General features: G+C 37.5%; 22 protein-coding genes. 9 read left to right on the forward strand and 13 right to left on the reverse strand.

Going from position 1 to position 25,880, the window contains the following annotated elements; translation table 11 throughout:
- Window positions 1-172 precede the first annotated feature (172 nt).
- The 5 genes from BLR86_RS12190 to BLR86_RS12215 form a co-directional block, all read right to left on the reverse strand.
- Window positions 173-571, reverse strand: a complete 399-nt coding sequence (locus tag BLR86_RS12190) for a cytidine deaminase (RefSeq protein WP_090762292.1) — start codon at window positions 569-571, stop codon at window positions 173-175.
- Between the two features lie 196 nt (window positions 572-767).
- Complete coding sequence (locus BLR86_RS12200) at window positions 768-1,883, reverse strand: Ger(x)C family spore germination protein (protein WP_090761760.1); 1,116 nt, start codon at window positions 1,881-1,883, stop codon at window positions 768-770.
- A complete protein-coding gene (locus BLR86_RS12205; RefSeq protein ID WP_254782313.1) occupies window positions 1,880-2,977 on the reverse strand; it encodes a GerAB/ArcD/ProY family transporter in 1,098 nt (365 codons plus the stop codon). Before BLR86_RS12205 ends, BLR86_RS12200 begins: the two co-directional genes overlap by 4 nt.
- Window positions 2,974-4,521, reverse strand: coding sequence for a spore germination protein (locus BLR86_RS12210; RefSeq protein WP_090761764.1), 1,548 nt, complete (start codon window positions 4,519-4,521; stop codon window positions 2,974-2,976). Before BLR86_RS12210 ends, BLR86_RS12205 begins: the two co-directional genes overlap by 4 nt.
- Window positions 4,522-4,817: 296 nt before the next feature.
- Window positions 4,818-5,846 (reverse strand): PocR ligand-binding domain-containing protein, encoded by a 1,029-nt coding sequence (locus BLR86_RS12215; protein ID WP_090761766.1) that lies wholly within the window; start codon window positions 5,844-5,846, stop codon window positions 4,818-4,820.
- 304 nt (window positions 5,847-6,150) lie between these two features.
- On the opposite strand from BLR86_RS12215, the gene BLR86_RS12220 reads away from it, so the two are divergent.
- The 7 genes from BLR86_RS12220 (at window position 6,151) to BLR86_RS12250 (ending at window position 15,607) form a co-directional block, all read left to right on the forward strand.
- Complete coding sequence (locus tag BLR86_RS12220; protein ID WP_090761768.1) at window positions 6,151-7,284, forward strand: glycerol dehydrogenase; 1,134 nt, start codon at window positions 6,151-6,153, stop codon at window positions 7,282-7,284.
- A 1-nt stretch (window position 7,285) separates the two neighbouring features.
- Window positions 7,286-9,049: a dihydroxyacetone kinase subunit DhaK gene (dhaK, locus tag BLR86_RS12225; protein ID WP_090761770.1), complete on the forward strand. Its 1,764-nt coding sequence runs from the start codon at window positions 7,286-7,288 to the stop codon at window positions 9,047-9,049.
- A gap of 88 nt (window positions 9,050-9,137) precedes the next feature.
- Complete coding sequence (locus BLR86_RS12230) at window positions 9,138-10,901, forward strand: glycoside hydrolase family 2 protein (RefSeq protein ID WP_090761772.1); 1,764 nt, start codon at window positions 9,138-9,140, stop codon at window positions 10,899-10,901.
- Window positions 10,902-10,918: 17 nt separating this feature from the next.
- The gene (locus BLR86_RS12235) at window positions 10,919-12,307 is read left to right on the forward strand and encodes an MFS transporter (RefSeq protein WP_090761774.1); all 1,389 of its coding nucleotides are present in this window, start codon (window positions 10,919-10,921) and stop codon (window positions 12,305-12,307) included.
- A 118-nt stretch (window positions 12,308-12,425) separates the two neighbouring features.
- Window positions 12,426-13,466 carry an aldose epimerase family protein gene (locus BLR86_RS12240; protein WP_090761776.1) on the forward strand — a complete coding sequence of 347 codons (1,041 nt, stop codon included), beginning with the start codon at window positions 12,426-12,428 and terminating at the stop codon, window positions 13,464-13,466.
- Between the two features lie 241 nt (window positions 13,467-13,707).
- Window positions 13,708-14,520 carry a sugar-phosphatase gene (gene yidA, locus BLR86_RS12245; protein ID WP_090761778.1) on the forward strand — a complete coding sequence of 271 codons (813 nt, stop codon included), beginning with the start codon at window positions 13,708-13,710 and terminating at the stop codon, window positions 14,518-14,520.
- Between the two features lie 388 nt (window positions 14,521-14,908).
- Window positions 14,909-15,607 (forward strand): hypothetical protein, encoded by a 699-nt coding sequence (locus BLR86_RS12250; RefSeq protein ID WP_090761781.1) that lies wholly within the window; start codon window positions 14,909-14,911, stop codon window positions 15,605-15,607.
- A gap of 335 nt (window positions 15,608-15,942) precedes the next feature.
- On the opposite strand, the gene BLR86_RS26810 is transcribed toward BLR86_RS12250, so the two are convergent.
- The 5 genes from BLR86_RS26810 to BLR86_RS12275 all read right to left on the reverse strand — a co-directional run bounded on the left by BLR86_RS26810 (window position 15,943) and on the right by BLR86_RS12275 (window position 21,226).
- A complete protein-coding gene (locus tag BLR86_RS26810) occupies window positions 15,943-16,317 on the reverse strand; it encodes a hypothetical protein (RefSeq protein ID WP_090761783.1) in 375 nt (124 codons plus the stop codon).
- 69 nt (window positions 16,318-16,386) lie between these two features.
- A complete protein-coding gene (locus BLR86_RS12260; protein ID WP_139185606.1) occupies window positions 16,387-17,178 on the reverse strand; it encodes a hypothetical protein in 792 nt (263 codons plus the stop codon).
- Between the two features lie 38 nt (window positions 17,179-17,216).
- Window positions 17,217-18,554, reverse strand: coding sequence for a beta-barrel domain-containing protein (locus BLR86_RS12265; protein ID WP_090761787.1), 1,338 nt, complete (start codon window positions 18,552-18,554; stop codon window positions 17,217-17,219).
- Entirely contained in the window at window positions 18,541-19,017 is a 477-nt protein-coding gene (locus BLR86_RS12270) for an AraC family transcriptional regulator (RefSeq protein WP_090761789.1), read from the reverse strand. The genes BLR86_RS12265 and BLR86_RS12270 overlap by 14 nt, the downstream gene beginning before the upstream one ends.
- On the reverse strand, window positions 19,010-21,226 hold the full coding sequence (locus BLR86_RS12275) for a peptidase domain-containing ABC transporter (protein WP_217642381.1): 2,217 nt from the start codon (window positions 21,224-21,226) through the stop codon (window positions 19,010-19,012). Before BLR86_RS12275 ends, BLR86_RS12270 begins: the two co-directional genes overlap by 8 nt.
- Before the next feature lie 589 nt (window positions 21,227-21,815).
- Between BLR86_RS12275 and BLR86_RS12280 the strand changes: the two genes are divergently transcribed.
- Window positions 21,816-22,556, forward strand: coding sequence for an SDR family NAD(P)-dependent oxidoreductase (locus BLR86_RS12280; RefSeq protein WP_090761791.1), 741 nt, complete (start codon window positions 21,816-21,818; stop codon window positions 22,554-22,556).
- A 204-nt stretch (window positions 22,557-22,760) separates the two neighbouring features.
- Here the strand turns inward: BLR86_RS12280 and BLR86_RS12285 are convergent, their stop codons facing one another.
- Genes BLR86_RS12285 through BLR86_RS12295 form a run of 3 tightly spaced genes read right to left on the reverse strand, consistent with a single transcriptional unit; the run spans window position 22,761 to window position 24,188 of the window.
- On the reverse strand, window positions 22,761-23,471 hold the full coding sequence (locus BLR86_RS12285) for a DUF4386 domain-containing protein (RefSeq protein WP_090761793.1): 711 nt from the start codon (window positions 23,469-23,471) through the stop codon (window positions 22,761-22,763).
- A gap of 43 nt (window positions 23,472-23,514) precedes the next feature.
- Window positions 23,515-23,739, reverse strand: a complete 225-nt coding sequence (locus tag BLR86_RS12290) for a helix-turn-helix transcriptional regulator (RefSeq protein WP_090761795.1) — start codon at window positions 23,737-23,739, stop codon at window positions 23,515-23,517.
- A gap of 2 nt (window positions 23,740-23,741) precedes the next feature.
- A complete protein-coding gene (locus BLR86_RS12295; protein WP_090761797.1) occupies window positions 23,742-24,188 on the reverse strand; it encodes a hypothetical protein in 447 nt (148 codons plus the stop codon).
- 366 nt (window positions 24,189-24,554) lie between these two features.
- Here BLR86_RS12295 and BLR86_RS12300 point away from each other — a divergent pair, with 366 nt between their 5' ends.
- Window positions 24,555-25,868, forward strand: coding sequence for an alkaline phosphatase (locus tag BLR86_RS12300; protein ID WP_175492871.1), 1,314 nt, complete (start codon window positions 24,555-24,557; stop codon window positions 25,866-25,868).
- Window positions 25,869-25,880: the final 12 nt, after the last annotated feature.

Below are 25,880 nucleotides of genomic sequence, written 5' to 3' on the forward strand. Positions count from 1 at the left end.
CTCGGGTACTTAACCAGAACCCTTAACCGATAAGTGCGGACCCTCTTGATAGCCGAATGGGGAGAAACATTTGTCGGGATGTGGAAAGGTAATAATAGGTTTTAAATACAAAAAAGAGAACTGGTTAGTTCTCTTTTTGTACCATGAGAACCGTTCCTACGGCACCCACACTTTACATTTGTAAATCGGTGAAAGCAAATGGTAATAGATCTTTTAAGGTCAATTCTAAGATTTCTTTCTTTTCATTGGTTAGATAAACTGGCATGTCAGGCAAGCAAAATTCTGCTAACACTTGTCTGCAAATACTACATGGTGGAAGATAATCGACGGTGTCACCAGCGATCGCTATCGCTTGGAAGTCACCTTTTTTGTAACCGCTTGCTATTGCGGTGAATATAGCTGTTCTCTCAGCACAATTTGTTGCACCTAATGAAACATTTTCCACGTTTACTCCATTAATAACAGTACCATCTTTTAATAGTAATGCTGCGCCAACTGGAAATTTAGAATAGGGTATATAGGCCTTATCCTTCATATTACGTGCACTGTCCATCAATTGCTCTTTATTCATAGTATCCATCCCTTTCAAAGTAGAATGAACTTTTCAAGTCCCCTTAACGCCAACCGTGCGATTGGCAGGATTTTTATCATATGATTTCTTAAACTATTTGTCAACATCAATCCGGTGACACTCCCGGTGACAGGCACCATCCTCACGAGAGGAGGGTAAAAGAATGTGTTAGTAACGTCCCCATGACCACCCCCCATTATTTGACAGCCCCATACGCGTTTACTTTTACGTTTACAGAAACATTGATTTTGGATTCAGCGAGTGCTTTACCCCAGTCGTTGTCTACTTTTTTAAATTGTTCATAATGGTATGCACGTGCGTAAAGACCAAATCCGATGGGATCAACTTTTTTCTTTTGAATTTTCTTAATAAGGTCCGTAAATTGTTTTTGCAGTTCTTTTTCCATTAACTTTACGAGCTCTGCTTTTTTGACTTTGTCCTCTGGAAAAATACGTTCCACTATATTTACGTTCATTTTGACTTTCACGTCAAAATGGAAGGTATTGTTTTTATATCCTGTTTTTATCTTCGTTTTTACTTTACTGGCCTGAAAGCTCATCACGTTTTTATGGAAGATGTTGTCCTCTTTTTCGATTGGGAAAATCGGAATCGACATGGTGACTTCATGTCTCTTTTCATTCTTTAACACAAGTAGCAATGTCGATTCAGGAACATCCAGGGAAGCAGCATATTTCCCTTTATTATAAAGGAGAGTCATTCCCGATAATTCCAGTTTTTTTTCCTTTTTCACTTCGGAAATAGCGGGAGTTATCCCCTTCTCGTAGACCTCCCTGTGTAATTCTTGAAGAGTCCCTTTTACTGCCCTCGTTCGATCATAACTTTTATCTATCATTGCTTTTATGTACAATGATAAATCCGGTTTTTCACCTGGATTGTAAAAGACAACATCTGAAACAGTCCCCTTAACGGCTACTACTCGTGTATTCATAGAGAAATTGGGATTCCGGTAGACGGTATCGAGAATAGAAAACCAGCCAGCCTGTTCCAAGACACGTTCGCCCACGAGTAAGACTTGGATTTTTCCAGCCATGACTTCTCCCATTGTTAAGCCGTCAAATACTCTTCTGGAATCTCGAATTGTTTTTGCCTTTACTCCATAAGCCTCCAATCCTTTCTTGGCGCCTTTACTAAAAACTGGATCTAATTCATAAAAGGTCAAATTATTGTTATCATCTAAATCCACACCAAGGATTAAGGCAAGGGTCAAATCCTCTAATGGAGCTTTACCTCCACAACTAGATAGAAGGAAAACAAGGAGGATGGAAACCAGCGCAAGTACCCAACGTTTCATAGATTGGCCCTCCTTTTTACACGGTCATGAATCGAAACGTAAAGTAATAAACAAATTGGAAAAACGTAAGCAAGGAATAGACTTATTGGCTGAACTAGTTTTGAAAGTTGATCATTTTTATCAAACGATTGAGTGATAAACACAATATATACAAGGTTTAAAAGGAGATACCAGCCTACAAATTTACTGTGATTTTGTGCGCCAACTAATTGACTTACACAATAAACAGTTGAGTACATTAAAGGCAAGACTGTCGTAGAGATGACAAAGAAATAGAAGGAGAGAAAGACAATTTCCACTCTTTCCAAAAACTTAAATTCAACGATTTTTAACACACTAATGGTTGGTTCTTTAAATTGAGTAATTTCGTCTGGACTAAAAAAAGCAAAGGTGATTATTGTGGTCGTCAATAGAATAAGTAGTGTAAGTGTATTCGCAATGACAAGTCCTGCTGATGCCTTTTGTTTTTTCTGCAGTAAAGGATAGAGAAAAAAGGCGATTTCCAAGCCTATAAAGGAAAAAATCGTTACATTAACTGCTGTGAAAATGGGTATCCAGCCTTCCTTTACAACAGGAAGGAAATGGAGCCAGTGGGCTTCCTTCAAAGGCGGAAAATATAAGAAAATCAGCCATGTCGTCATAAAAAAAACCAATTGGGAGTACCTGGCGATTATTTTAATATTATTCCGCACAAGCAGGTAAGTAGGAATGGACAACAATAACATCAAGATAAACATGTCTGTTTGCGGTAAAATCCAAAATTGGATAAAGAGACATTCCCTAATAAAAATGATCGATGCTAAAAAGGCAAAATACAAGCCAAAAACGAGAGCAGCGATCTTTCCGACCCACTTCCCAAAATAATGGGTGATGAGATCAAGGATGGTTCCATTTGGGTACTTTTTCATTACCTGAATGATGAGTAAACCAGCAACTGTTGATAAAAAATAGCCAATAATAATGGAGATCCATCCGTCCGTCCCTGCTATTTTTGCTAATTCACGTGGTAGTGATAATAGTCCAACGCCTACTTGGACACCATGAATTAAAAAGATATATTGCATAACCGTTAGTTGATTTTTATTATGTTTCACCAATTTTCTTCACCTTCTGGAAGTTTGGGATTCGCTTTTTTCCTTTGAATGGCCCTAGTACTTTCAGGGCGTTTTACGATAGACCGCACCGGAAGACGAATAAATAGATCCTTCCAATCTGGGAATCGTAAAGGAGCGAGTGGACTGCCATAAGGGGTGCCTAATGATTCAAGGGCAACAAAATGGACAATTAAGGTCATTAATCCGACTGAGAGTCCAACGAAACCAAATAAGGAAGCAGCAATCATCATCGGAAAACGGAGCATACGTATCGCCGCCCCCATATCATAATTGGGAATAATAAAGGAAGCGATGGCTGTTAAAGCTACGACAATCACCATGATATTACTAACGATACCTGCTTGAACAGCTGCTTGGCCAATCACGATACCACCAACAATACCAACGGTTTGACCGATTTTCTCAGGAAGGCGTACCCCTGCTTCGCGCAACATTTCTAACGTGATTTCCATGATGATGGCTTCGATAAATGGCGGAAATGGAACTCGTTCCCTCGAGGCAGCAACAGATAAAAGCAGCTTTAAGGGTATGACTTCAAAATGAAAGGAAATGACAGCAATATAGGTTGCTGGCAGAAAGATAGCGGCGAAAAAACCTAAATACCTCATGAACCGTAAAAAAGAGGCAGCCATCCAGCGAACACTATAATCATCCATACTCTTGAAAAAAGTTTCAAATGTTGCCGGTCCAATGAGGACATTTGGAGATCGGTCTACCACTATAACGATTCGTCCTTGAAATATTTCCGACGCAGCAAAATCAGGACGTTCTGTTAGAAATAATTGCGGGAACGGAGAATACGGGTTGTCCTCAATATATTCTGCCAATGAACCCGCATTTATAATAAAATCAACATTTAGTTTGTTAATTCGGTCAACAAGCTCTTGCAATACTTCAGGATTGGCGACATCGGCTAAGTACATAATCGAAATTTTGATTTTTCCTCTTTCACCAATCGTCATTTCTTTTATTTTCAGCTCTCGGCTTGGAATATGCCTGCGAATCAAGGCAATATTCGAGCTTCCAGATTCGATGAACCCTTCATGTGCCCCTCGTAAAGATGACTCAATTTGAGTATCCTCGATTCCACGTTGAGGCCATCCTTGTGTATCAAATTCGTATGCCTCAGTCCGCCCATCTATAAATAGGACACTATTTCCTTGTAGAATGGCATCTTCAATGTCCTTCCAGGTGTTTGTTTCTTTTATTTGCCCAAGTGCCACTTTTTCTTCAAGGTCTTTATCCGCATGATCAGCTTCAAATAATAATGATTTCAACACCGCGTTATTAATCGTATTTTTATCCGTAAGCCCGCTTAAATAGATTAGTGTTACTTGTCTGGTTGATTGTTTAAGTACAAAGTTTTTCATAACTAAATCTGGAGTATCGGTAAATATGTCTTGAATTTTAGCTATGTTCTCAACAAGCTTCGAGCTTATCAGATATTGGGAGGGGATATTTTGATTTTTTGGAGATAAATCTTGCTTCTGTAATTTCTTTCCGTATCTTCGAAAAAAAGGCATAGGAAAATCCCACCTGTAATGAATAAGATAGGATAGTTTGTGTTTTAACGTGGATAGTTATGCATCTCACCATGGGGACGGTTCGAGACCGTTGAATAACGAACGTTTTTCACCTCTTTTTTTGTCAGATAGCCAATATTACAATTTTCGGATAATAAATGATAAATTCACTAAGAAATCCAGTTATATTAGAGGATAGTATCGCTGCTATCCTCTTTAAGTTTTACCGCTAATGTGGCCGTCCGAGACTCCAACAATCATAATGCTCCACATAAAGATTTATGCAAAAAAAGTTTTTATAACGTTTCTTGATAGTATTTCCGATATACGCTAGGAGTTATATTTTCATATTTTTTAAATGTCTTTATGTAATACCCAGGTTCGTTGAATCCCAATTCATCACTAATTTGAGCAATGGATAGATCCGTTTTTTCTAATAGTTGTTTTGACCATTCTATTTTTTGAAGAGAAATGAAGGTAGAAAAATTCTTACCCGTTTCTTTTACAAATAATCGGCTGAAATAACTGGTGGTGATGTGGCATAAACCAGCCATCATCTGTTGAGATATTTTTTCACTTTTATTTTTATATATATAGTCAAAGGCAGGCTGTAATGTTTTGTTTTTACACACAAAATGATCATTCAGTGAAGTTTTTACGTAAGCATTCGTAACCGTATTTGCCAATTCCTTCTGTATATGTTGGATATTATCTAGAGAATATCCATTTGAAAAATCAACAGTTGTTACCGGATCCATCTTTTCATATACTTCTAAAATTAAATTTTTATTCATGGCTTCCTCTACTATATAGTTGCAAAGACTATATAACATTTGAGCAGCCTCGTTAATTTCTGAATAGGAGAGGGTAGGGATGGAATCGTATAAACGTTGAATTTCTTCTTTATTATTGATGTGTTCAAATCCCTTTGATGGAACGGTAAGCATTTGTTCCAATGAATCATGTTCTTTACCATCTGCAAGCTTTACTTCCCCCGCCATAATGGCACCTACATATTTATCATCAATGATGATTGGAATGGCAATATCGATAACATTCCAGTGGCATAAATAGATATAGGGCGCATTCTTTCTGACTGCTTCTAATCCTCCTCGTGCATCACACTTTTCACAAAGCTTTGCCGTATTTGGATCGTCACGCATAGCCTTACAGAATGGACGAACACCACTGTGATGAGTGATTGGTACTCCTTTATAATCAACGGTAATAATCGCTAATTTTGTAACAAGTGCAAGAGAATCTTGAAGACTTTTCCACTTTTTTAAATCAAGTATTTTATTTAAATTCATTAAACTAGTTTTCAATTTGTTTCTACCTCCTGTGAGATAAAATAGATTACTAAATTTTATTATCCTTTTTTCTATTTAATTAGCTTGAAAATGGTCATTTTAATTAAGAAATTAATAGTAATATTCCAAGGTTAATAGATTGAAAATGATATTATTTTTATCTATTAAGATGTCAAAATAATACCATTTAAATTGTAAAAACGCAAAAAAGTACTATAGATAATTGTAAAAACTCTGCATTTAATTCTAATGTAATCTAGGTCAAGGGAGAGTAGACTCTTATGTAAGGGATTTCAAAGCATATTAGGAGGTTTTACACATGAGAAAAGCATTTATTAGTCCTTCAAAATATATTCAAGGTGAAGATGAAATAGTAAATTTAGGTTATTTCGTGAAAACATTCGGTACATCTGCTCTATTAATCGCACATCCTGAAGATGTGAAGCGTGTAAAGGGAAAATTGGATGCAACAGCAGACAAATTCGAGATTACATTCGTAGAAAGCGGATTCAATGGTGAATGTTCGCGCCAGGAAATTGCAAGATTAAAACAAGTAGCTAAAGAAAGTAACTGCGATTGTACGATTGGTTTAGGCGGCGGTAAGGCTATTGATACAGCAAAATGTGTAGCAGAGGGTGATGCATTAATCATCGTGCCAACAATTGCTGCTACAGATGCACCTACAAGCCATTCCGCAGTTATGTATACACCAGATGGTGCTTTTGATGATTACGCATACTTCAAGCAAAGTCCAAGTGTTGTATTAATTGATACGACGGTCATTGCAAATGCACCTACTAGATTCTTAGTTGCTGGTATGGGAGACGCATTATCAACTTATTTCGAAGCAAGAGCAACTGCACGTTCTTACTCTAACGTCAATGCTGGTTTGCCTTGCGGAGTACGTGAAGGCTTATGCCCACCTGCAAGAGGAACCAATGCAGCATTCGCTTTAGCTACACATTGTTATAAGACATTGTTAGAGGATGGGGTTAAAGCAAAAGCTGCCAGCGATTGTAATACGGTAACTCCAGCCTTAGAAAATATTATTGAAGCCAATATCTTATTATCAGGATTGGGTTTTGAAAGTGCCGGATTGGCAGGCGCACATGCGATTCATGATGGTCTTACGATTTTAGAAGGAGCACACCATTACTTTCATGGTGAAAAAGTAGCTTTTGGTACATTGGCACAATTAGTACTGGAAAACGCACCTACTGAGGAAATAGATGAAGTATTAGACTTCTGTTTGGCAGTTGGACTTCCAGTTTGTCTTTCTGATATCGGTGTGGACACTATTACACAGGAAGAGTTAATGGAAGTAGCTGAAAAAGCTTGTATCCCAGAAGAGTCAATCTATTCGATGCCTTTTCCAGTTTCACCCGAATCAGTAGCTGCCGCTATCATTGCAGCAGATAAAATTGGGTCCGATTATAAAAAGAGGTCAAAATAATATGAAAAAAATTATTAATAGACCTGAAGATGTCGTTCGTGAAATGTGCAAGGGAATTGTCCTAGCACATCCGGAGTTGGATTTGTTAGAGAAGTATAAAGTGATTAAAAGGAAAGAAATCAACAAAAATAAAGTAAGCCTTCTTAGTGGAGGCGGTAGTGGGCATGAACCCGCCCACGCTGGCTATGTCGGTAAAGGTATGTTGGATGCAGCAGTTTGTGGTGATGTTTTTGCATCACCTTCCCAAATCCAGATCTATCAAGCCATTCGAGAAACGGCTAGCGATAAAGGAACTTTATTGATTATCAAAAACTACAGTGGCGATATGATGAATTTCAAGAATGCTGCTTATCTTGCACAGCAAGATGGAATTCTAGTCGATTATGTAAAAGTAGACGATGATATTGCTGTACAAGATAGCCTATATACAGTAGGAAAACGTGGAGTTGCTGGGACTGTTCTCGTCCACAAAATCGCTGGTGCTGCAGCGGAACGCGGTTATGAGCTTTCTGAAGTTAAGGCAGCTGCTGAGAAAGCTATTCATAATGTGAAAAGTATTGGCTTTGCCTTTACTTCGTGTACAGTCCCTGCAAAAGGAACTCCTACGTTTGAGATTGCTGAAGATGAGATGGAGTTTGGGGTCGGTATTCATGGGGAACCTGGTATCCGTCGTGAAAAAATCATTTCAGCAGATGAACTTGCACAACGCATGGTGACTTCACTATTAAAAGAGCTGGAAATAGAAGATGGAGAAGAAGAAGTAGCTGTATTGATCAATGGATTTGGCAGCTCGCCACTTCAAGAACTATATTTATTAAACCATTCTGTGATTCGCGAATTGTCACATAAAAATGTTACCATTGCAAGAACTTTTGTCGGAAACTATATGACGGCGATTGATATGGCAGGAGCATCTGTTTCGATTATGAAATTAGATGAAGATCTAAAAAGTCTATTATCAGATGCTTGTGATACTCCAGCACTTAAAATTAGTGGTGAGGTTCCAGCTGTTACTTATGCTGAAGTAGTAGGAAATGATAAAGAAAACAAAGAGGTTTCTTTTGTGGTAGAAACAAATAAGGATTACTCTTTCATACACAATAATCAAATCACTTTAAATAATATGATTTTCATCGTCGATCAAATGAGTGAATGTATTATTCGAAATGAAGTACCATTCTGTGAACTAGATTCCCATGCTGGTGATGGAGACTTCGGTATGAGTGTTGCTAAAGGATTTAAACAGCTAAAAGCTGAATGGCACGAAATTATGGAAAACAAATCTAGTGACATTGGCGCTTTCCTTGATGCTTGTTCCATGGTCATTATGGAGCATTGTGGTGGGGCATCCGGTCCGATTTGGGGATCTGCATTTAGAGCAGCCGGTAAAAATGTTGGTCCAAAAGCAGAATTGACTTTATCTGAATTTGCCGATATGGTCCAAGCCTCAGTGAAAGGTATCCAAGCAGTTGGAGAACGTTCTTTCGGCCGTGGTGCGGTTGTAGGAGATAAGACGTTAATTGATGCGTTGGTACCATATGCAGATACCTTGTCGACTTGTGCTGCGACTGGAGATCGGATGAAAAATGCCTTTGTTAAAGCTGCAGAAGCTGCTGTAGAAGGAGCAAAAGCAACTGAAAAGATTGTAGCGCATATGGGACGCGCAGGAACTGTTGGAGAAAGAAGTCTTGGGTATCCAGATGCTGGTGCTCATGGGTTAGGAGTTATTTTTACTGAATTATCGCAGTTCATACAGGAAAAGTAGTAAAAATAGGAAGAATAAAACCTACAGTTGGTATGGTATATTGAGTCTATTACTATCAACTAAGAGTTAACGTAAAGGAGTGTCTAATTTGGAAAAACTAAAGTATCCAAATCCTCAGAAAATTAGGAAGAACTGGATAGATTTAAATGGAAAATGGTTATTTAAGTTAGATAAAAATGGAGGCGCAAACATTACTGGGCCGATTAAAAAGGAAGAATTTGATTTAGAAATTACCGTGCCCTATAGTTATATGTTTGAAAAGTCAGGTATTGATATTCAGGAATATTACCCTGTAGTTTGGTATTATCGAGAATTCCAATTGAATAAACAAGAAAATAAAAGTTATCTTTTAAATTTTGAAGCCATTGACTATAAATGCGATATCTGGATCAATGATGTATTGGTTTGTACTCATGAAGGAGGGCATGTGCCTTTTGAAGTGGATGTAACGAATTTTGTTGGTACAAATAATACAATCACCATCAGAGTAGAAGATCATAATGATACCAATCAACCAATTGGAAAGCAAAGTTGGAAAGATGAAAACTTTTTATGTTGGTATACCCGTACAATTGGAATTTGGCAGAATGTTTGGTTGGAGGAAACAGGAATTACTTACATTACGAACTTTACGATGAAGCCTAATATTCACACAGCAGAACTAGCCATTGATGCAACCATCAACCATCATAAAAACGTTTTTATTGAAGCCAAAGTTACATATAAGGGTCAATTGATTACAAAAATGATGAGTTCCTTTAAAAATAGTCGTGCTAAATTTTCAATCGATGTTAGTAGTAATTTGCCTAATTTTAGATTATTTTACTGGCATCCAACGGATCCTAATTTATATGATATTGAACTCAATATTTTGGATGAGAATGATAGAGTAGAAGATTCAATCGAGAGTTATTTTGGGATGAGAGGAATTGAATCCCATGAAGAAAAAATTTATATCAATGATCAAGAATTCTATCAAAAACTCATTTTAAATCAGGGATATTATCCGAATGCTGGCTTAACAGGAACGACAGATGAGTTTTTAGATGATTTGAAGAAAATTCAGGAAATGGGCTTTAATGGCTTGAGAATCCACCAAAAGCTCGAAAGTCATAAGTTATTATATTTATGTGATGTATTAGGCCTTGTTGTCTGGGCAGAAATGCCAAGTTTGTTTGAGTTTAGCCGTAAGTCAAACGAAAATATGTTCAAAGAGATTCATCCATTTGTGGACAAACATATCAATCATCCTTCTGTTATTACCTATGTTGTGATGAATGAGTCATGGGGAGTAAATGAAATATCTCACCATGAAGAAGAACAACATTTTGTGAATGCCTTGTACTACACCGTTAAATCATTAGATTGCACACGTTTAGTGATTGGAAATGATGGCTGGGAGCATACATTGACAGATGTATGTACCATTCATGATTACAATACGAATGAGGATACATTAATTGCTTCTTATGAAAATAAAGAAATGGCGATAAAAGAAAGTCCTTCCTTAACGAGTGGTCGAAAAACATACTGTAAAGGTTATGAGCACCAACAAAAACCATTCATTATTAGTGAATATGGGGGTGTAGCCTATCAGGAAGATATTTCAGAAGCTTCTTGGGGATATGGGGAACGTATTCAATCGAAAGATGATGTGTTACAAAAAATAGAGAATCTAACAAAAGCCGTAATGAAAATAGAGTTTTGTAGTGGATTTTGCTATACACAGTTAACAGATGTTGAACAAGAAGTGAATGGATTATTAGATCACAATCATAACTATAAATTTGATCCTAAAACAATTAAAGCGATTATGGATTCTGACCGTCAATATGGGTTCATTTTCAAATAATACGGGGGGGAAATAAAATGCAAAGTGCAGCAGTTCGTGTTGAAGAAACGAAGATAGATGAACTTCATGAAAAAATAAGTATTAAGGAATATCTTGCCTATTTTTCTTATGGTTTCGGGCAATGTTTTAGTTTTGGTTTGGTAGGTACATTCATTTTATTCTTTTATACGGATATTTTAGGGATTTCAGCCGTAGCAGCAAGTATCATCTTCTTAGTTGCTAGAATTTGGGATGCAGTTATTGATCCGATCGTAGCGGGATTTATGGATACAAGAAGAACAAAACATGGGAAATTTAGAGGGTATATGAAATTTGCTCCCATATTTATTGTGATTTCATCCATCCTTTGTTTTATTTCACCAGACATAAGTGTAACAGGGAAAATCCTTTATGCAGGAGCTACTTATATTCTTTGGGGAACGATGTACGCATTTTCTGATATTCCGTTTTGGTCTCTTTCTACAGTGATTTCTAAAAAGGGTCAAGATCGTACAACATTGCTAACAGTAGCTAATTTAGGCGTTTACGGCGGAATTGGCATGGTAGGATTTTTAGTTCCAATCATGTTAGGGGTTTTCAATAAAAGCTTCACTCCATCTACAAGTTATTTGATAACCGTTGGGATTATCATGGTAGCAGCCTATATCTTAATGTTTATTGGCTATAAATATACAAAAGAACGAGTTGAACCAACTCATAGTGAAAAAGTTACATTTAAAGATGTTATAGCATCCGCTAAAGTTAATAAGTATATGTTTATGATTTTAACGGTATTTTTCTTAAATATTTTTATGAATATTGTACAAGGAATTATCCTTTATTTCTTTACCTATAATTTGAATGCTCCTCAATTAATGAGTGTATTTGGAATCATCGGGACATTAAGTGCAGTAGGATTTTTATTTATTCCACTTTTAACAAAATACTTTAAGAAGAAACACATTTTAATCACTCTGTTAGTAAGTGATATCATTTTACGTATTATTTTCTTCTCCGTGGGTTATGAGAGTATCCCATTAGTTATCACATTTTTAGCGATTACTCAATGTTTATATTCTGCGACAGGCCCGATTATTTCTGCGATGCTATCAGAAACGGTTGAATATAGTGAAGCGAAAACAGGACAAAGATTTGAAGCCATTGTATTTGGTGGACAAACATTTGCTGGAAAGATATCTGTTGCTTTAGCAGGAGCTACCACTGGGCTTATTTTGACATTTATCGGTTATCAAGCGAATGTTGAACAAACAGAATTTACTTTAAAATCATTATTTCTAGTCGTATCGATTTTACCTGCTTTAGGATCATTCTTACGATTAGTATTGTTATCAAAATATGATTATACAGAAACTGAATTTAATGAATGCATACGAATTATTCAGGAAAGAAAAGCAAAAGAGGCATAGAAACTCTGCCCTATAAAATTTAGACTGTTAAAACACGGGGACGGTTCTCGCAAAAACACGGGGAACGGTTCTCGTGTTTGTGATTATTCTTTTAATAAAATGGATTGGAGTTTCTAAAATGAAATTACATCAAGAAAAGTTTGGAGAGTTGAATGGGCAGGATGTGACTGCCTATACATTGGTCAATGATAAAGGAATGAAAGTAACGTGCCTTGATTATGGATGCATCATCACAAAAATCATGGTTCCAGACCAACAGGGAAGTGTAGAAAATGTCGTTCTTGGCTTTAATACACTGGAGGACTATGAGAAGCATTCTCCCTATTTTGGAGCAGTAGTCGGCCGTGTAGCGGGAAGAATCCAAGGAGCCCAGTTTGAATTGAATGATAAGGTGTATCAACTGGAGAAAAATGATCATGGAAACCATCTGCATGGTGGGTTAAAGGGCTTTGATAAGGTGATTTGGAAGGCGGAGGTTCAAGAAGGTGAGGACCATGTGAGTCTGGTCTTTTCTTATTTAAGTAAGGACGGAGAAAATGGATATCCAGGAAATCTTCACATGAAAGTCATCTATACTTTGAATAATAAGAATGAGTTTCTCCTAGTATATGAAGGCGTGGCTGATCAACCAACCTTGCTGAATGTCACCAACCATACGTATTTTAATCTATCTGGTAATGGTAAGCGGGATATACAGGATCATGTGTTACAGTTAAAAAGCAGGCAGTTTCTTGAACTAACTGAAGATCTGCTTCCAACTGGGAAAATCCTCACAGTGGAGGATACTCCGTTTGATTTTACTGCCGGAAGAATGATACAGGATGGTGTGGTATCAGAACACCCACAAAATATACTGGCCGGAAATGGCTATGACCATCCTTTCCTTCTGCAAGAAAATGAACTAAACAAAATCGTTCTGAGTGATCAGGAAAGCGGTCGTGTTTTGAAGGTGGAAACCGACCAGCCATGTGTGGTGCTATACACCGGGAACCAATTAGAAGGGGATTTTTCTATCAATGGTATTCCCATCCGGAAGTATTTTGGCCTATGCCTCGAAACACAAGGCATGCCGGACTCCATTCACCATCAACACTTCCCATCTTGCATCATTGACAAAGGCCAAGTTTACAAAGCGCATACAAAGTGGAAGTTTCGGTAATATCAAAATTTACATAGAACAAAAAGAAGCAGCTTGATGATCCTGTCATCAAGCTGCTTTGTCATTTTTCTCGGTAATTTCTTTACTAATACAGGATGTCCTAATAAAAATGATTAAGACTCTCGATAGTGTGTTGTTTGCTGCGGCGTATTGGAAATAGTCTGGATTTCTGGATAATTCATTGCCCTTCTTGTAGTATAGGTATATGCTAACGGACAACCAGGATGTAGGAGGACAAGTTTTGTATAAATTAATAGCAATCGATATTGATGGAACGCTGATGAATGATCGAAAAGAAATTACAAAGGAAGTAAATGACGCCATTCAAGCTGCAAAAGCAAAAGGCGTGAAGGTGGTCATCTGTACGGGGAGGCCCATCGTCGGTGTCCAATCGATTATTGAGGAATTGAAATTAAACGATGAAGATGACTATGTGATTACCTTTAATGGGGCTCTTGTGCAAAATACGTACAGCAAGGATGTCGAATCCCAAATTACCTTAACCTATAAAAACTTAAAAGAACTATACGAATTGAGCCAAAAGATCGATTCACCGCTCCAGTTCTTTGATACAGAAAATCTTTATACACCTCACAGAGAGATAAGCCGATACACCGTTCATGAAGCCCATATCAATCAAATTCCTATCCATTATCGGCCAATTGATGAAGTACCAGAGGACATGCTGATTCCGAAAGTAATGTTCATTGATGAACCGGAACGTTTGAATACGACCATTGCCAACATACCTGAATCATTTTGGGAAAAATATACGTTCGTTAAAAGTACTCCGTTCTTTTTAGAAATCCTTGACCCACGTGTCAGCAAAGGAAATGCAGTCAGACTACTTGCCGAAAAACTTGGGATTAAACGGGAAGAGGTCATCTGCATCGGGGATGGCGAGAATGATCTCAGTATGGTTGAGTATGCGGGCTGTGGAGTGGCCATGGCCAATGCAGAATCCATCGTAAAAGAAGCAGCTCAGTTCCATACGTTATCGAATAATGAAAATGGAGTAGCCTTTGCAATCGAAAAATTAATACTGAATCAATGAATAGTAATAAGGCTGACAGCTGCTGGAACAGTAAAAGGCTAGACCATATTTGCAATACGTTGGACATGAGTTCGGTACATACTGACTCATGTCCTTTGTTTTTTCTACTCTAAAAAAACAGCCAAAAAGGACTATCCAGATACGAGGTGCCCGTTCTATTTAATAAATTGAGTGAAAATTCCGCGAAAGTAGTTTACTTCCATGTAGATGCGGGTAATTAAATAGGGACGGAGAATCTTTTTCTACTTGCATTTCGAATATAAGTGGTCGTTTTGGAGTAGTTGATTTTTAAATTTGTAACTTTTGAACTGTTTTTTAGAAAATAGGGAACATTTTTAATTGTAAAACGTTTAAAAGGTAGAGATTATTTTGGGAGGTAGTGAAAAAGATGAAGCATGGTTTAATTTTGATAACTTTTCTACTATTAATGGCTGCATGTTCTACTGAAGATGTTTCTCAGAGGAAGTTGGATGCTACCAATGAATTATCTCCACAAACGATCACCTTGGAACATACCGAAACGATTGCTGAAAAAGAAATGATTGAGAGCAATCAAGATATGAAACTCGTTAACAGTGAAAATAATGACAATGTTGAAATGCAAAGTCCCCTTTTCATTTCTTCTCAAACAGGAGATGAAAAGGAAAATGAAATTCCATCTTTATCACAGGAGCCTTCGGAAACCCTAGTGGATGAAAAGGAAGAAACATCGGCCGAAGATTTTATTATGATCGGTGATTCGAAATATATTAATTTGATGCATGAAGAAAAATTTCAGGATTGGATAAATGTTGCGGTGAAATATGAGGCCACACTTTATGCGATTCCGTATTCTGATGTTTTTGCCATTGTGAAAGATGATGAGGTGCTCGTCGGGATGAGTACTGGGGTTGCAAGTGCTGCGCTAAACAATATCGATATTTTATGTGATTTGATGGTGGATAAAGGGGAGTCTGCAGAAAAAATGATAGAAGGTATCAACCATGTGGCTCAAACGGGAGAAAGTGTTCAATTGGTAGGACCACAAGAATTTGACGATGACTTTTCAATCGTCAAGCAGGATGAGTGGATTGTAGTTTCATGGTAAATAACGAGGGAGGATTTCTGGCAACTTAGAAACCTCTCTTTTTTGTCTATAAAAAAAGTTGCCCCCTATTAAATAGAGGACAACTTCTTAAGAATAACCTTTTTGCGCCAAATCAACCAACTTGACGATTCAGGGGGATTATGTCATGATTTCCTTGACTCCCCGCCTGAATCTCATTATTGAATTCCTTACATCCCTAATGCCTTTTTCCTGGATCACTACTTATGTACGAGCTTTAAGTTATATGGGGATATACTTATTTCTCGGGCGAACATAAGCTGTTTGGCGCTAGTAGGAGATGTATGAAGGGGAGGGTACACCCAACCTCACTTCAATCAAGCCCATGAAGCTTTGCCGATATAAGTTTGTGTTCCAAAGTTAAACGGATCCCATGACCAGGCGATCGATAATCCTTTGCCTGAAATGGCACCTTTTCCAATTCCGTATGCAATCTTAGAAATAAATCCAGTTGCATAACCAGCTGCCGTTCCAATTATAAATCCTAGAGGACCGCCAACACCTTTTCCATACTTAATAATTTTAGAAATAACTGCTGCTGTTGCTGCTCCTGCGACTAATGCACCTGGAGACATCGCGATACTTGCAGCGATCCCTGTACATTGAGAGGCTGAAAGGTAGGCACCTCCATCAAGATAAGCCATTTCCTCTTGCTCAATTTCTACATACTTTGCTGGTAATACTAATTCCATTTGTAATTCCTCCACTTTTTTATTTTTTTATATAAAGTACATAAATGTACGATATACCAAATGTATGGGTTACTTCGAAATGCCATTTTTTTCTTCATACACTTTTTCAGCAATTCTACGAATATATATTTTAATCGCTAATAAACTAGCGGCTCCCACTAACAGGGTAGAAAGGTTCGGAATAAACATCATCCATACAATCGAAAACAAATAAAAGAAAAAATAAGCAGCAATGGATAAATTGGTTTCTTTTACAGTGATTAATCCGCTTTTCAGAAATTCCGACTTTATGGCTCGTACATATTTGATGGATAAAATCAAAATGACACCTACAGCCCCGGCAAATATATAAATATCCTCTGCGATAAAAACGGCAATACAAAACCCATAAAACAGATAGTCCAGTTTAGAAATCGCATTATTGATGGGCGTTTTATCTAAAGCTTGACCCATCTTATAAAACAATTTGACTTCCTTCATGAGATCAAACTGTTGATCTTCTACTATTTTTTTAATTTTATAATTTAAAAAGTTTGAAACGATAAATAGAATAATGAAAATCGTTAGTAATACTACTAGACTGTTCCATTTTGTATAGATGTAATGCCCAAAGGTGAGGGTTAAAATAATGCCGCCACACATGATGCCTACATTTATATTTGAATATTTTTTTACCGCGCCAATCTTTTTATTAAAAGACAGTACGATATAATAACTACATAAAAAGATAAATACCCCGATAGTGAGTAAAAACAATACGATTTTTAAGATATTGGCATCTGTTGAAAGCTTGGGAATGGTTAGGATAAACACCAATAGGCATAGATAATAAAGAATATGAAGTCTCATCATTATTTTCATTTTTTTATTTCCTTTATAAGTTAATGGTTTGGCCGATATCATGAATTCTTAAAATTGAGCATCCCAAGGACCCATTCAAGATAGGTTTCTTCTTCATAAACAATTCTCGCTTCCACAGGCATCGATTTGATTAGTTTTACCGTACTTCCATCGCCTGCATCCAGCTTATTCGTAGGGACACTGACCAAACATTTAAAATAGAGTTGATTCCCTTCATTTGTTTCTTGGGTTAAAGCTCCAGAATCTACAGAAATAAGTTCTCCATCGATTGTCCCGTATTTATAGGTATTTATCCCTTCAATCGCAATGCGAACTTTTTGACCAACGACTACTTTTGAGATGTCTTTCGCATCTATATAGGCTTCTACCTGCAAATCATCATCTGAGTTGTTAGAAACCTCTGCCACGACTTGGTTGGTCTGAATGGACATCCCCACTTGCAGCGGTAGGAGGTAGTGAACAATTCCATCATTTTTTGCTTTTACGACCAAAGAAGATTCTTGACCGGTATTAATAGCCATCTGACCCTCTAATTCTACTAATTTTGATTGAACATCGGATCTTGCTACACCTAGTTCACTCGTTAATTGATGATATGTATCTTTTATTTGCGAGGAAGGGTTGTTCACCTGCTGCTCGATTTGGCTTATTTCTTCCTTAATACCCTCTATTTCACTTTTCTTCGCGTCGATTTTTCCTTCCATTTCAGTCTCTTTCAGCTTGTTTTCTTCGACGATGCTTTCGACAATATGTTCTTCTGTACTCGTTTCCTGTACGCTGCTCACCTTATTCCTGTTTTCCTTCAACGTCTTTAGCTCATTGGTAAGACTCGTAAGTTCACGATCAAGCTCGACTTTTTTATTCTTCTTATCATTTAATTGTATATCCAAGTTTTTCTTATTGAAGCTTTCTGTCTTTACCTGGAGTAAATAGTATTCAACTTTACCATAATACTCCTGCTCAAGACTCGAGTTACTCATATGGTTCACTTTTTTATTTAGCGATTCTTCATACCTTGTCATGACTCCTAATTTCTCATTCAGGTTCGCTACTTGTTCGGTTAAGGCGGCATTTTGCAGGCCCTCTTGTCCATTGGATATCGTAAATAAGACATCACCTGTCGAAACCTTTTGCCCCTCTTCTGTATGAATGGATATTACCTCGCCATTCATTTGTGAAGAGATCAGTTGAGTATCGCTTGTTATCGCTGCTCCTTGTGCTTTAACAATATATGGTTTCACAAAAACCTTGGAGAAATAAAAGGTTACCACAAGAATAACGACTACCATACCGATAAATAGGGTTAAGAATATCGGTGGCCTTTTATCAAAAAATATTCTTGAATCTTTGAGTTCATTGGTATTATAAAGTTTCATTTCTTGTCACCGGTCTAAATAAGTCCACTACCATATTATCTGGGGCGTTCGATAAGAACACACTATATATTTCACCGTTTGTGATCAGATCATTTTCATAAATGTGTAAATCTAATTTGGAGTGCGCATAATTTAGGTATTCTGCTTTCCCTTCAAATCGAGTATAGAGACAATTTTCACAAGCATATGCTTGTTTTACCTTAAACTTATCTTTATGAAGGTGATAATCATGTGCTTGAACAATCAAATCATAATCAAAGGTGAGTGTTCCATCATCATGAATATTGGTTCCTACTAACTTGGTGATCAGCGGACCAAAGGCTTGAATATGTAGGATCTGTATATAGTTTACAAATTTTTGGATTTCAGATTCCAGCTTCTCTATTTCAATGTTTCGTAGTTCATTAATAAGGACATTTTTTAAGGTTAATTTTTTATTCTCTTTCACTTCTAATTTACTCATATGCCATTACCTCCTGATCAAATAAATCCTCAAAGATTTCAACTTTTCTTCCAGACTGCAAAGTATTCATCTGTGCATACCTGCCATTCAATTGCATTAATTCTTCATGTGTTCCCTGCTCGATGATTCTCCCATTCTCGATAAAACAGATTAAATCACAGGATATGATGGTCGACAGACGGTGTGCAATAATAAAGACTGTTTTTTCACTTCTCTGACCAAATATAAGATCTTGAATCTTCTGTTCACTAAACGAATCTAGGTTTGATGTGGCTTCATCAAAAATATAAATATCCGGTTTAGCAATTAAGGCTCTTGCAATGGCAATTCGTTGTTTCTCACCACCTGAAAAATTACTGCCGGACTCCTCAACGAATGTTTCATACCGATTTTGTAACTTATCAATAAACTGACTCGCACCGGATTTTTTACAGGCTAAAACAATTTCTTCATATGTAGCGTCAGGATTTCCTACTTTAATATTGTCGATGATGGTCCCTGTAAATAACTCAATATTTTGGGGGATATACGCTATTCTTGATCGAACAAAATTGTAATCGACATCCTTAAGATCATACCCGGATATCGTTATTTTTCCTTCTAGAGGATCAATAAATTTTAACAGCAGACGCGAAATCGTACTTTTTCCTGCACCACTTTCGCCAACAAATGCAACCCGTGTACCTTGCGGGATGGTTAAGGATAAATCTTTTATAACCGGCGGCCTAGAGCCATATGCGAAGCTGACTTGTTTAAATTCAATTTCTCCATTTAACGGGATGTTTTTTACTTGTTCTTTTTTCGAATCCTCACGATCCAGCGTCATCAATTCACTCAATCGTTTCATCGCAATTTGAGCTTCTTGAAAAGTTAATTGTAAAGAAACGAGATTCTGAACAGGTTCCGTAAAATATTGACTTAACGTTTGAAAAACCAATAAATCTCCGATACTCATTTTTCCATCCATAATGCTAATCGCCCCAATGGCCATAAACAGGATGTTTCCTAAAGAGCCGATAAAAGTAGAAATCGAATTTTGAAAGTTGCCGATGACCCCTTCGCGATAACCAATTTTTTGCGTGGCCACAAATTTACTTTCTAATTTATACATCTGCGCTTTTTCATCATTTTGAGATTTTACGGTTTCGATATTTTTTATCGATTCAATTAAATGCGAATTGAGAGCAGCTCCAGCTTCCATTTGTTCATAATTTAGCTTTTTATAGGGCTTTTTAAAAAAGTAAATAAGCAGAATATTGATGAAAACGATCACGAGTAGAATCATAAATAAGGTAGAATTGATATTCCACAAGACAATCCCAGTGATCGAAGCTAACAGAATGTCCATAACCAACGAGATCGAAACAGTCGTAAAAATATCTTTAATCGTCATGGCATCCTGAAATCTCGTAATAATATCCCCCACTTTTCGGGTGACAAAAAATTGGTAAGGTAAGTGTACGATATGATTGTAGTAACCCAATAATAACGGGATATCTATTTTCCTCGATAAAAATAAAAGAATATGCTGTCTGAAGGCAGATAATAAGATTTGAAAAAGCGTAACCGTTCCAAAGGCGATTAGTAGAATATAAAGGCTATTTTTCAGTTGATAGGGAATCACTTCGTCCATCAATATCTTTGGAAATAGGCTTAGAAAAATCCCAATAATGCTCAACAATAAGGATGCCAAAATAATGGTAACTAGCATTCTCTTTTGAGGCAATATGATGGCGCGAAACAAATCGAACATTCCCATATTTTTATATGTAATTCTTTCAAACTCACTATTTGGAACCATTAATACTAAAACACCTGTGAATAATTCCTCAAATTCCTCAAACGATGTTTTCATCAATCCTAATTCCGGATCGGCAATTAAAAAACGATGATTCTTCAATACTTTATGTATCACAACAAAGTGATTTAAGCCCTCTTTGGTTCTAATCTGGGCGATTGCTGGAAAGGTTATGTCTTTTGTCATGTCACTGGCGATGGTTCTAATGGCTTTTACATTAAAGTGTAATTTTTCTAATCCATCTACGATCCCTTTAACACTTGTCCCATAGGAATCAGTACCTATTATTTCACGAATTTTCATGATGGACATTTCACTTTTATATTCTAGTAATATCGTTGAAATAGCTGCTGCAGCGCAATCAGCGGCGTCATGCTGCATCGTGCATGCATATGTTTTAAACAGTCCCACCTGACTCCCCCACACTTCAAATTTCTCATTAGTACTATCCAAACTATAGCTGCGTCATAATCCACAATTTAACAATTGCGTGGAAATATATTCCTAACAGTTACAAATGTTAACAAACCACTAGGTGTTGATAAATAGGGAATAATGACTAATGTCAAACATGTCTTAATATTAGAAAGGTACTAGTTTGCTTGAATTTTCTGCTTCTTAAAATAGAGAGAATATGAAAGATTGAGGTGATCTTTATACAAACAAACCAACCAATATTAGCATGGTTTTCAACGTGTTGAGCTGGTTTAAGTATTCGAGAGAGAATCATAATCTGACATATAGGTACAAAGTCAGACACGGAAATTTAGAAAACATTTTTTCATAGGTTGGAATTCATTGTAAAATTTCTGTAAAGACCATGGGGACGCCTGTGGGAAGATGTCAAGAAATTGCCACATGCAGCTTTCCGTAAATTGTTTCGAGTAAATCAGAAAGTGCTATAATTAAAGCATGGATTGCTCACTATTTCACATAATGAAAATCCTTATAATGGTTATATAATCCTACATCACAAATAATTTAAATTGGAGTGAATCAAATGCAAGGGAAAACAGCGATTATTACAGGTGGGGGCAGTGGGTTCGGAAGAGAAGCTGCATTAAAGCTTGCTCAAAAAGGAGTAAATATATCAATCGTAGATTTGTCTAAAGAAAAAGGAGAAGAGACGGTACAGCTTTGTGAAAAATTAGGCAGTGATGCTATTTTTATTCAAGCAGATGTGAGTGAAGTTGAGGATGTAAAAAAATATGTAGCTGAAACAGTTGACCGCTTTGGAAAAATAGATCTATTTTTTAACAATGCTGGAGTTTCCGGTTCTGGCGTTCGAACGTTAGAATGTTCCGAAGAAGAATTCGATACCATTGTGGATGTTAATTTAAAAGGTGTCTTCTACGGTTTGAAATATGTCGTCAATGAGATGCTAAAAACGGGCGGTGGATCGATTGTCAATACTGCCTCTCTTGGCGGCTTAGTTGGAATGCCGACATTAGGAGCTTATTCTGCGACAAAACATGCTGTCATTGGTCTAACAAAAACCATTGCTGGAGAATATGGAAGAGAAAATATTCGTATCAATGCCATTGCTCCAGGAACGAATGAGACACCAATGGTAAAAGCATTCCCGGCCGAAGCGATTAAAGCAATGGCTGATGCGGTTCCGATGGGCAGATTAGGTCAACCCCATGAAGTAGGGAATGTCGTAGCATTTCTGCTTAGCGACGAAGCATCCTATATTCATGGTGCTGTCATTTCAATCGATGGTGGATCGGCTGCATTATAAACAATGCTAATATTTTAAGAGAAGAGGCAGGTAATCATTAACGATTACCTGCTTCTTTAGTGCGGGGCTAAACGTGTGTTGGCAACCAAAGACCGCCTATTGAGGACAAATCCTTGATGCGCCCAATGGAGATTCGTCCTCAAGACCACCTATTGAGGACAAATCCCAAATGCCCTCAATGGAGACCTACGGTGACAGGCACTTTCAATCCATGTCCTTTTTTGCAGTCAGTGAATCGATTGCCGATTCATTGAATCCTTTAGTGAGTAGCCATACTGCTAAGATCATTTCATTTGCTGCTACAGGCAGGGCTAACAGACCTCCCCAAATAGACAGCTGTTCTATCAAACCAAACATGACTAAAAAGGAGCAGATAAAAACGAGCGTTGCCCCTGTCATACCTAGGATAGGGATAAACCTTGGTACAAGCTTGGTTTTATAAAATATATAACTGTACATCATTGTATTGATACCGAGCAAGAAATTGGGGCCAAGCAAAAATGTCCAATCGTGTGTTGCTTTTAATAAAGTTCCTGAAGCTTGATAAAAGGCGATATCTGGGAAACCTGCTGCAACATACTCGCGACTTAAGGTTAATAGGGACAGGATGCTGATGATACCAATTGTAATGACAATTGCTTCAAGAAACCTGAAGCACAGATGCCAAAGAGCGATCGTCTCATTATACTTTCTTAATAGTGGAAACATGGTCGTTGCCGTTCCAATCGCGGCAACGACAAGAATTAATTCCATCACCGCTCCCAGTACCACTTGGTTACCACGCTCGCTACCTTTAATCAGGTAATCGGGTTCATTTAGGATGGGATCATATAAAAGTAGACCGATTATGGCTGATACGGCCGCAAGTATAAACAGTACTCCCACAATTCTTGCTGCTTTTTTGTTTGAGTTCATTTGATCTCCGCCTTTTATATTTAATAAACGGTAAAGCTATTTCCTATAACTTCGTGTTATCCCCATAAAAGAATACTTCTTCCAAAGGTAAGTTAAAGGCAAGTGCAATTCGAAAAGCCAGTTCTAGCGATGGGGAGTAGTTTCCCTTTTCGAGAGCTACAATCGTTTGTCTGGTTACTCCCGCCTTGTCAGCCAACTGCTGCTGGGTCATTTCATCATGGTTGAATCGTAATTTTCGAATATGATTACCGACAAGATTTTTAGCCACTCTTACACTCCTCTCCGATAGTGATAAAATTTTGTAATGGAGCCGGTTAAATCGGAAATGAAACCTGAAATGATTAGGATTATGAACATTACCTGTAACGGCTGATAAAAAATCAGCGATCCCATTGAAATAAGAAAGCCGAGGATAAACACAAAAAATGAATTTCGAAACGCTTTCAACTCAATCAATTTATCCAGTTCATCCGCAAATCTGGGTTCCTTTTCCCGCGTCGTCATTCTAAAGACAATGTTAAAAATAATGCTGATCACGATGTGCGCAACGATGGAAACGAGAGTCAAGATGAGGACAAAGGATCCCCAATAGCGAAAGGTTTCCATCGACTCCAGGCCACCTTCAGGATACTGAGGAAACATGTACAAGCAATAAGATACGAAAATAACGATGGCGCTGATCAATGATACAATACTTTTCTTTTCTTGATAGGTCATGCATTACACCTCCTGTATGGTGAATTTTACATTGTGTAATGTATTGTATGCATGATGTAAAGCGAAGTATACATTTATTTTGCCATTGGACCGAGGAGGCGGTTCTTGGGGCGCCTTGTTCAGTCCCGAAAAATGGCAAAGTTATCACGAAATTTAACTCCTACTCCTGCATCGGAGTAGGAGTTTTTTTGTCTAGTTTAGGGTGGAACTCAAATGAATTATTAAGAATTTTTTGAGTTTTTGTAAAACAATTGTATTTCATGAAAAAGTTCCCCTTTTCTGTGCTATAACTTGAGTGACATTACTTGCTTCCGTTGGTTAAATAAACACGAAATACCTACCTAAATGCGAAAGGTGCTGTTTGATTTGTTACATTCCACCGCCCCGTTAAGTGATTTTCGTTTAAATACATTGCCTTCCATGTTAGACCATCCGTTCAATAGAACGAAGAAAGTGAAAAATATTATCTTATTAATTGGGGATGGCATGGGTTTTTCGTACACGACTGGCCTTCGTTATTTTAATCATGACTCGCGAATGGGGCTCATGAATCCTACTTTATTTGATCACTATTTTGTCGGCACCCAATCGACTTATTCATTGGACGCAAAAAGTAACATTACCGACTCGGCTGCAGCAGGTACTGCTTTAGCAACAGGCTATAAAACCTATAATGGTGCACTTGGATTGAATAGTGAAAAGCAGGCAGTTCCGAGTATTTTGGAATATGCCAAATTTCGTGGCAAATCTACTGGACTCGTAGGAACGAGCCAAATCAATCATGCTACACTTGCGGCGTTCGCTACACACCATGAATCCCGGGAGAAATATCATGAAATTGCCGATGATTATCTGGATGAACGAATTGGTGGCAAACACAAAATCGATGTCATGTTAGGGGGAGGAGCCTCCTACTTCTCTAGAAATGATCGGAATTTAGTTGAAGAGTTTATAAAAGATGGTTTTGGTTTTGCCACAAATTCAATCGAACTTTTAGCAGATCGGAACGAGAAATTGCTAGGCTTATTTGCCCCAATCGAACTTCCTAAACACCTCGATCGCTATGGAACAACAGTACCTTCTCTTTCGCAAATGACCAATGCTGCGATTAAACGCCTCCAGCAAAATCAAAATGGTTTTTTTCTTTTGGTAGAGGGAAGCCAAATTGATTGGGCAGGGCATGACAATGATATTGTTGGAGCCATGAGTGAGTTGAAAGACTTTGAAGCAGCCTTTCATGAGGCAATACAATTTGCCTTAAATCGGGAGGATACCATCGTGATTGCAACAGCTGATCACTCCACGGGCGGAATGAGTATTGATCGAAATGATAATTATAAATGGAATCCAGCGGTGATCCGATCTATTAAATCAACTCCTTCTGTTATTGCAGCAGATTTGCATAAAACAAAAGAATTATCAAGGATCACACGTCACATGCACCTATCTCTTCATCAAGAAGACTGGAAGACCATCCAAACAACATTAGAGATGGAAGTAGAAGATACAAAACAGGCTCTTATTAACATCATCAATCACTATTCCAGTACCGGCTGGACAACAAAAGGTCATACCGGTGAGGACGTCCCCATCTATGCATATGGATTAAATAAACATAAGTTTAGTGGAAGAATGGAAAATAGTGATATCGCCAGGCTCCTGTTTGAGATGATTGATTAGGATAAATTTATT

Origin of the sequence: Bacillus sp. OK048, assembly GCF_900103525.1 — a bacterium.
In the GTDB taxonomy this organism is placed as follows: Bacteria; Bacillota; Bacilli; order Bacillales; family Cytobacillaceae; genus Neobacillus.

What these genes read in the sequence shown, in the direction of transcription:
- BLR86_RS12265 (WP_090761787.1), bottom strand. Translation starts at nt 18,554, where the DNA reads ATGAAACTTTATAATACCAATGAACTCAAAGATTCAAGAATATTTTTT.
- BLR86_RS12250 (WP_090761781.1), top strand. Translation starts at nt 14,909, where the DNA reads ATGAAGCATGGTTTAATTTTGATAACTTTTCTACTATTAATGGCTGCA.
- BLR86_RS12235 (WP_090761774.1), top strand. Translation starts at nt 10,919, where the DNA reads ATGCAAAGTGCAGCAGTTCGTGTTGAAGAAACGAAGATAGATGAACTT.
- BLR86_RS12270 (WP_090761789.1), bottom strand. Translation starts at nt 19,017, where the DNA reads ATGAGTAAATTAGAAGTGAAAGAGAATAAAAAATTAACCTTAAAAAAT.
- BLR86_RS26810 (WP_090761783.1), bottom strand. Translation starts at nt 16,317, where the DNA reads ATGGAATTAGTATTACCAGCAAAGTATGTAGAAATTGAGCAAGAGGAA.
- dhaK (WP_090761770.1), top strand. Translation starts at nt 7,286, where the DNA reads ATGAAAAAAATTATTAATAGACCTGAAGATGTCGTTCGTGAAATGTGC.
- BLR86_RS12210 (WP_090761764.1), bottom strand. Translation starts at nt 4,521, where the DNA reads ATGCCTTTTTTTCGAAGATACGGAAAGAAATTACAGAAGCAAGATTTA.
- BLR86_RS12260 (WP_139185606.1), bottom strand. Translation starts at nt 17,178, where the DNA reads ATGAAAATAATGATGAGACTTCATATTCTTTATTATCTATGCCTATTG.
- BLR86_RS12220 (WP_090761768.1), top strand. Translation starts at nt 6,151, where the DNA reads ATGAGAAAAGCATTTATTAGTCCTTCAAAATATATTCAAGGTGAAGAT.
- BLR86_RS12295 (WP_090761797.1), bottom strand. Translation starts at nt 24,188, where the DNA reads ATGACCTATCAAGAAAAGAAAAGTATTGTATCATTGATCAGCGCCATC.
- BLR86_RS12200 (WP_090761760.1), bottom strand. Translation starts at nt 1,883, where the DNA reads ATGAAACGTTGGGTACTTGCGCTGGTTTCCATCCTCCTTGTTTTCCTT.
- BLR86_RS12240 (WP_090761776.1), top strand. Translation starts at nt 12,426, where the DNA reads ATGAAATTACATCAAGAAAAGTTTGGAGAGTTGAATGGGCAGGATGTG.
- BLR86_RS12190 (WP_090762292.1), bottom strand. Translation starts at nt 571, where the DNA reads ATGAATAAAGAGCAATTGATGGACAGTGCACGTAATATGAAGGATAAG.
- BLR86_RS12285 (WP_090761793.1), bottom strand. Translation starts at nt 23,471, where the DNA reads ATGAACTCAAACAAAAAAGCAGCAAGAATTGTGGGAGTACTGTTTATA.
- BLR86_RS12280 (WP_090761791.1), top strand. Translation starts at nt 21,816, where the DNA reads ATGCAAGGGAAAACAGCGATTATTACAGGTGGGGGCAGTGGGTTCGGA.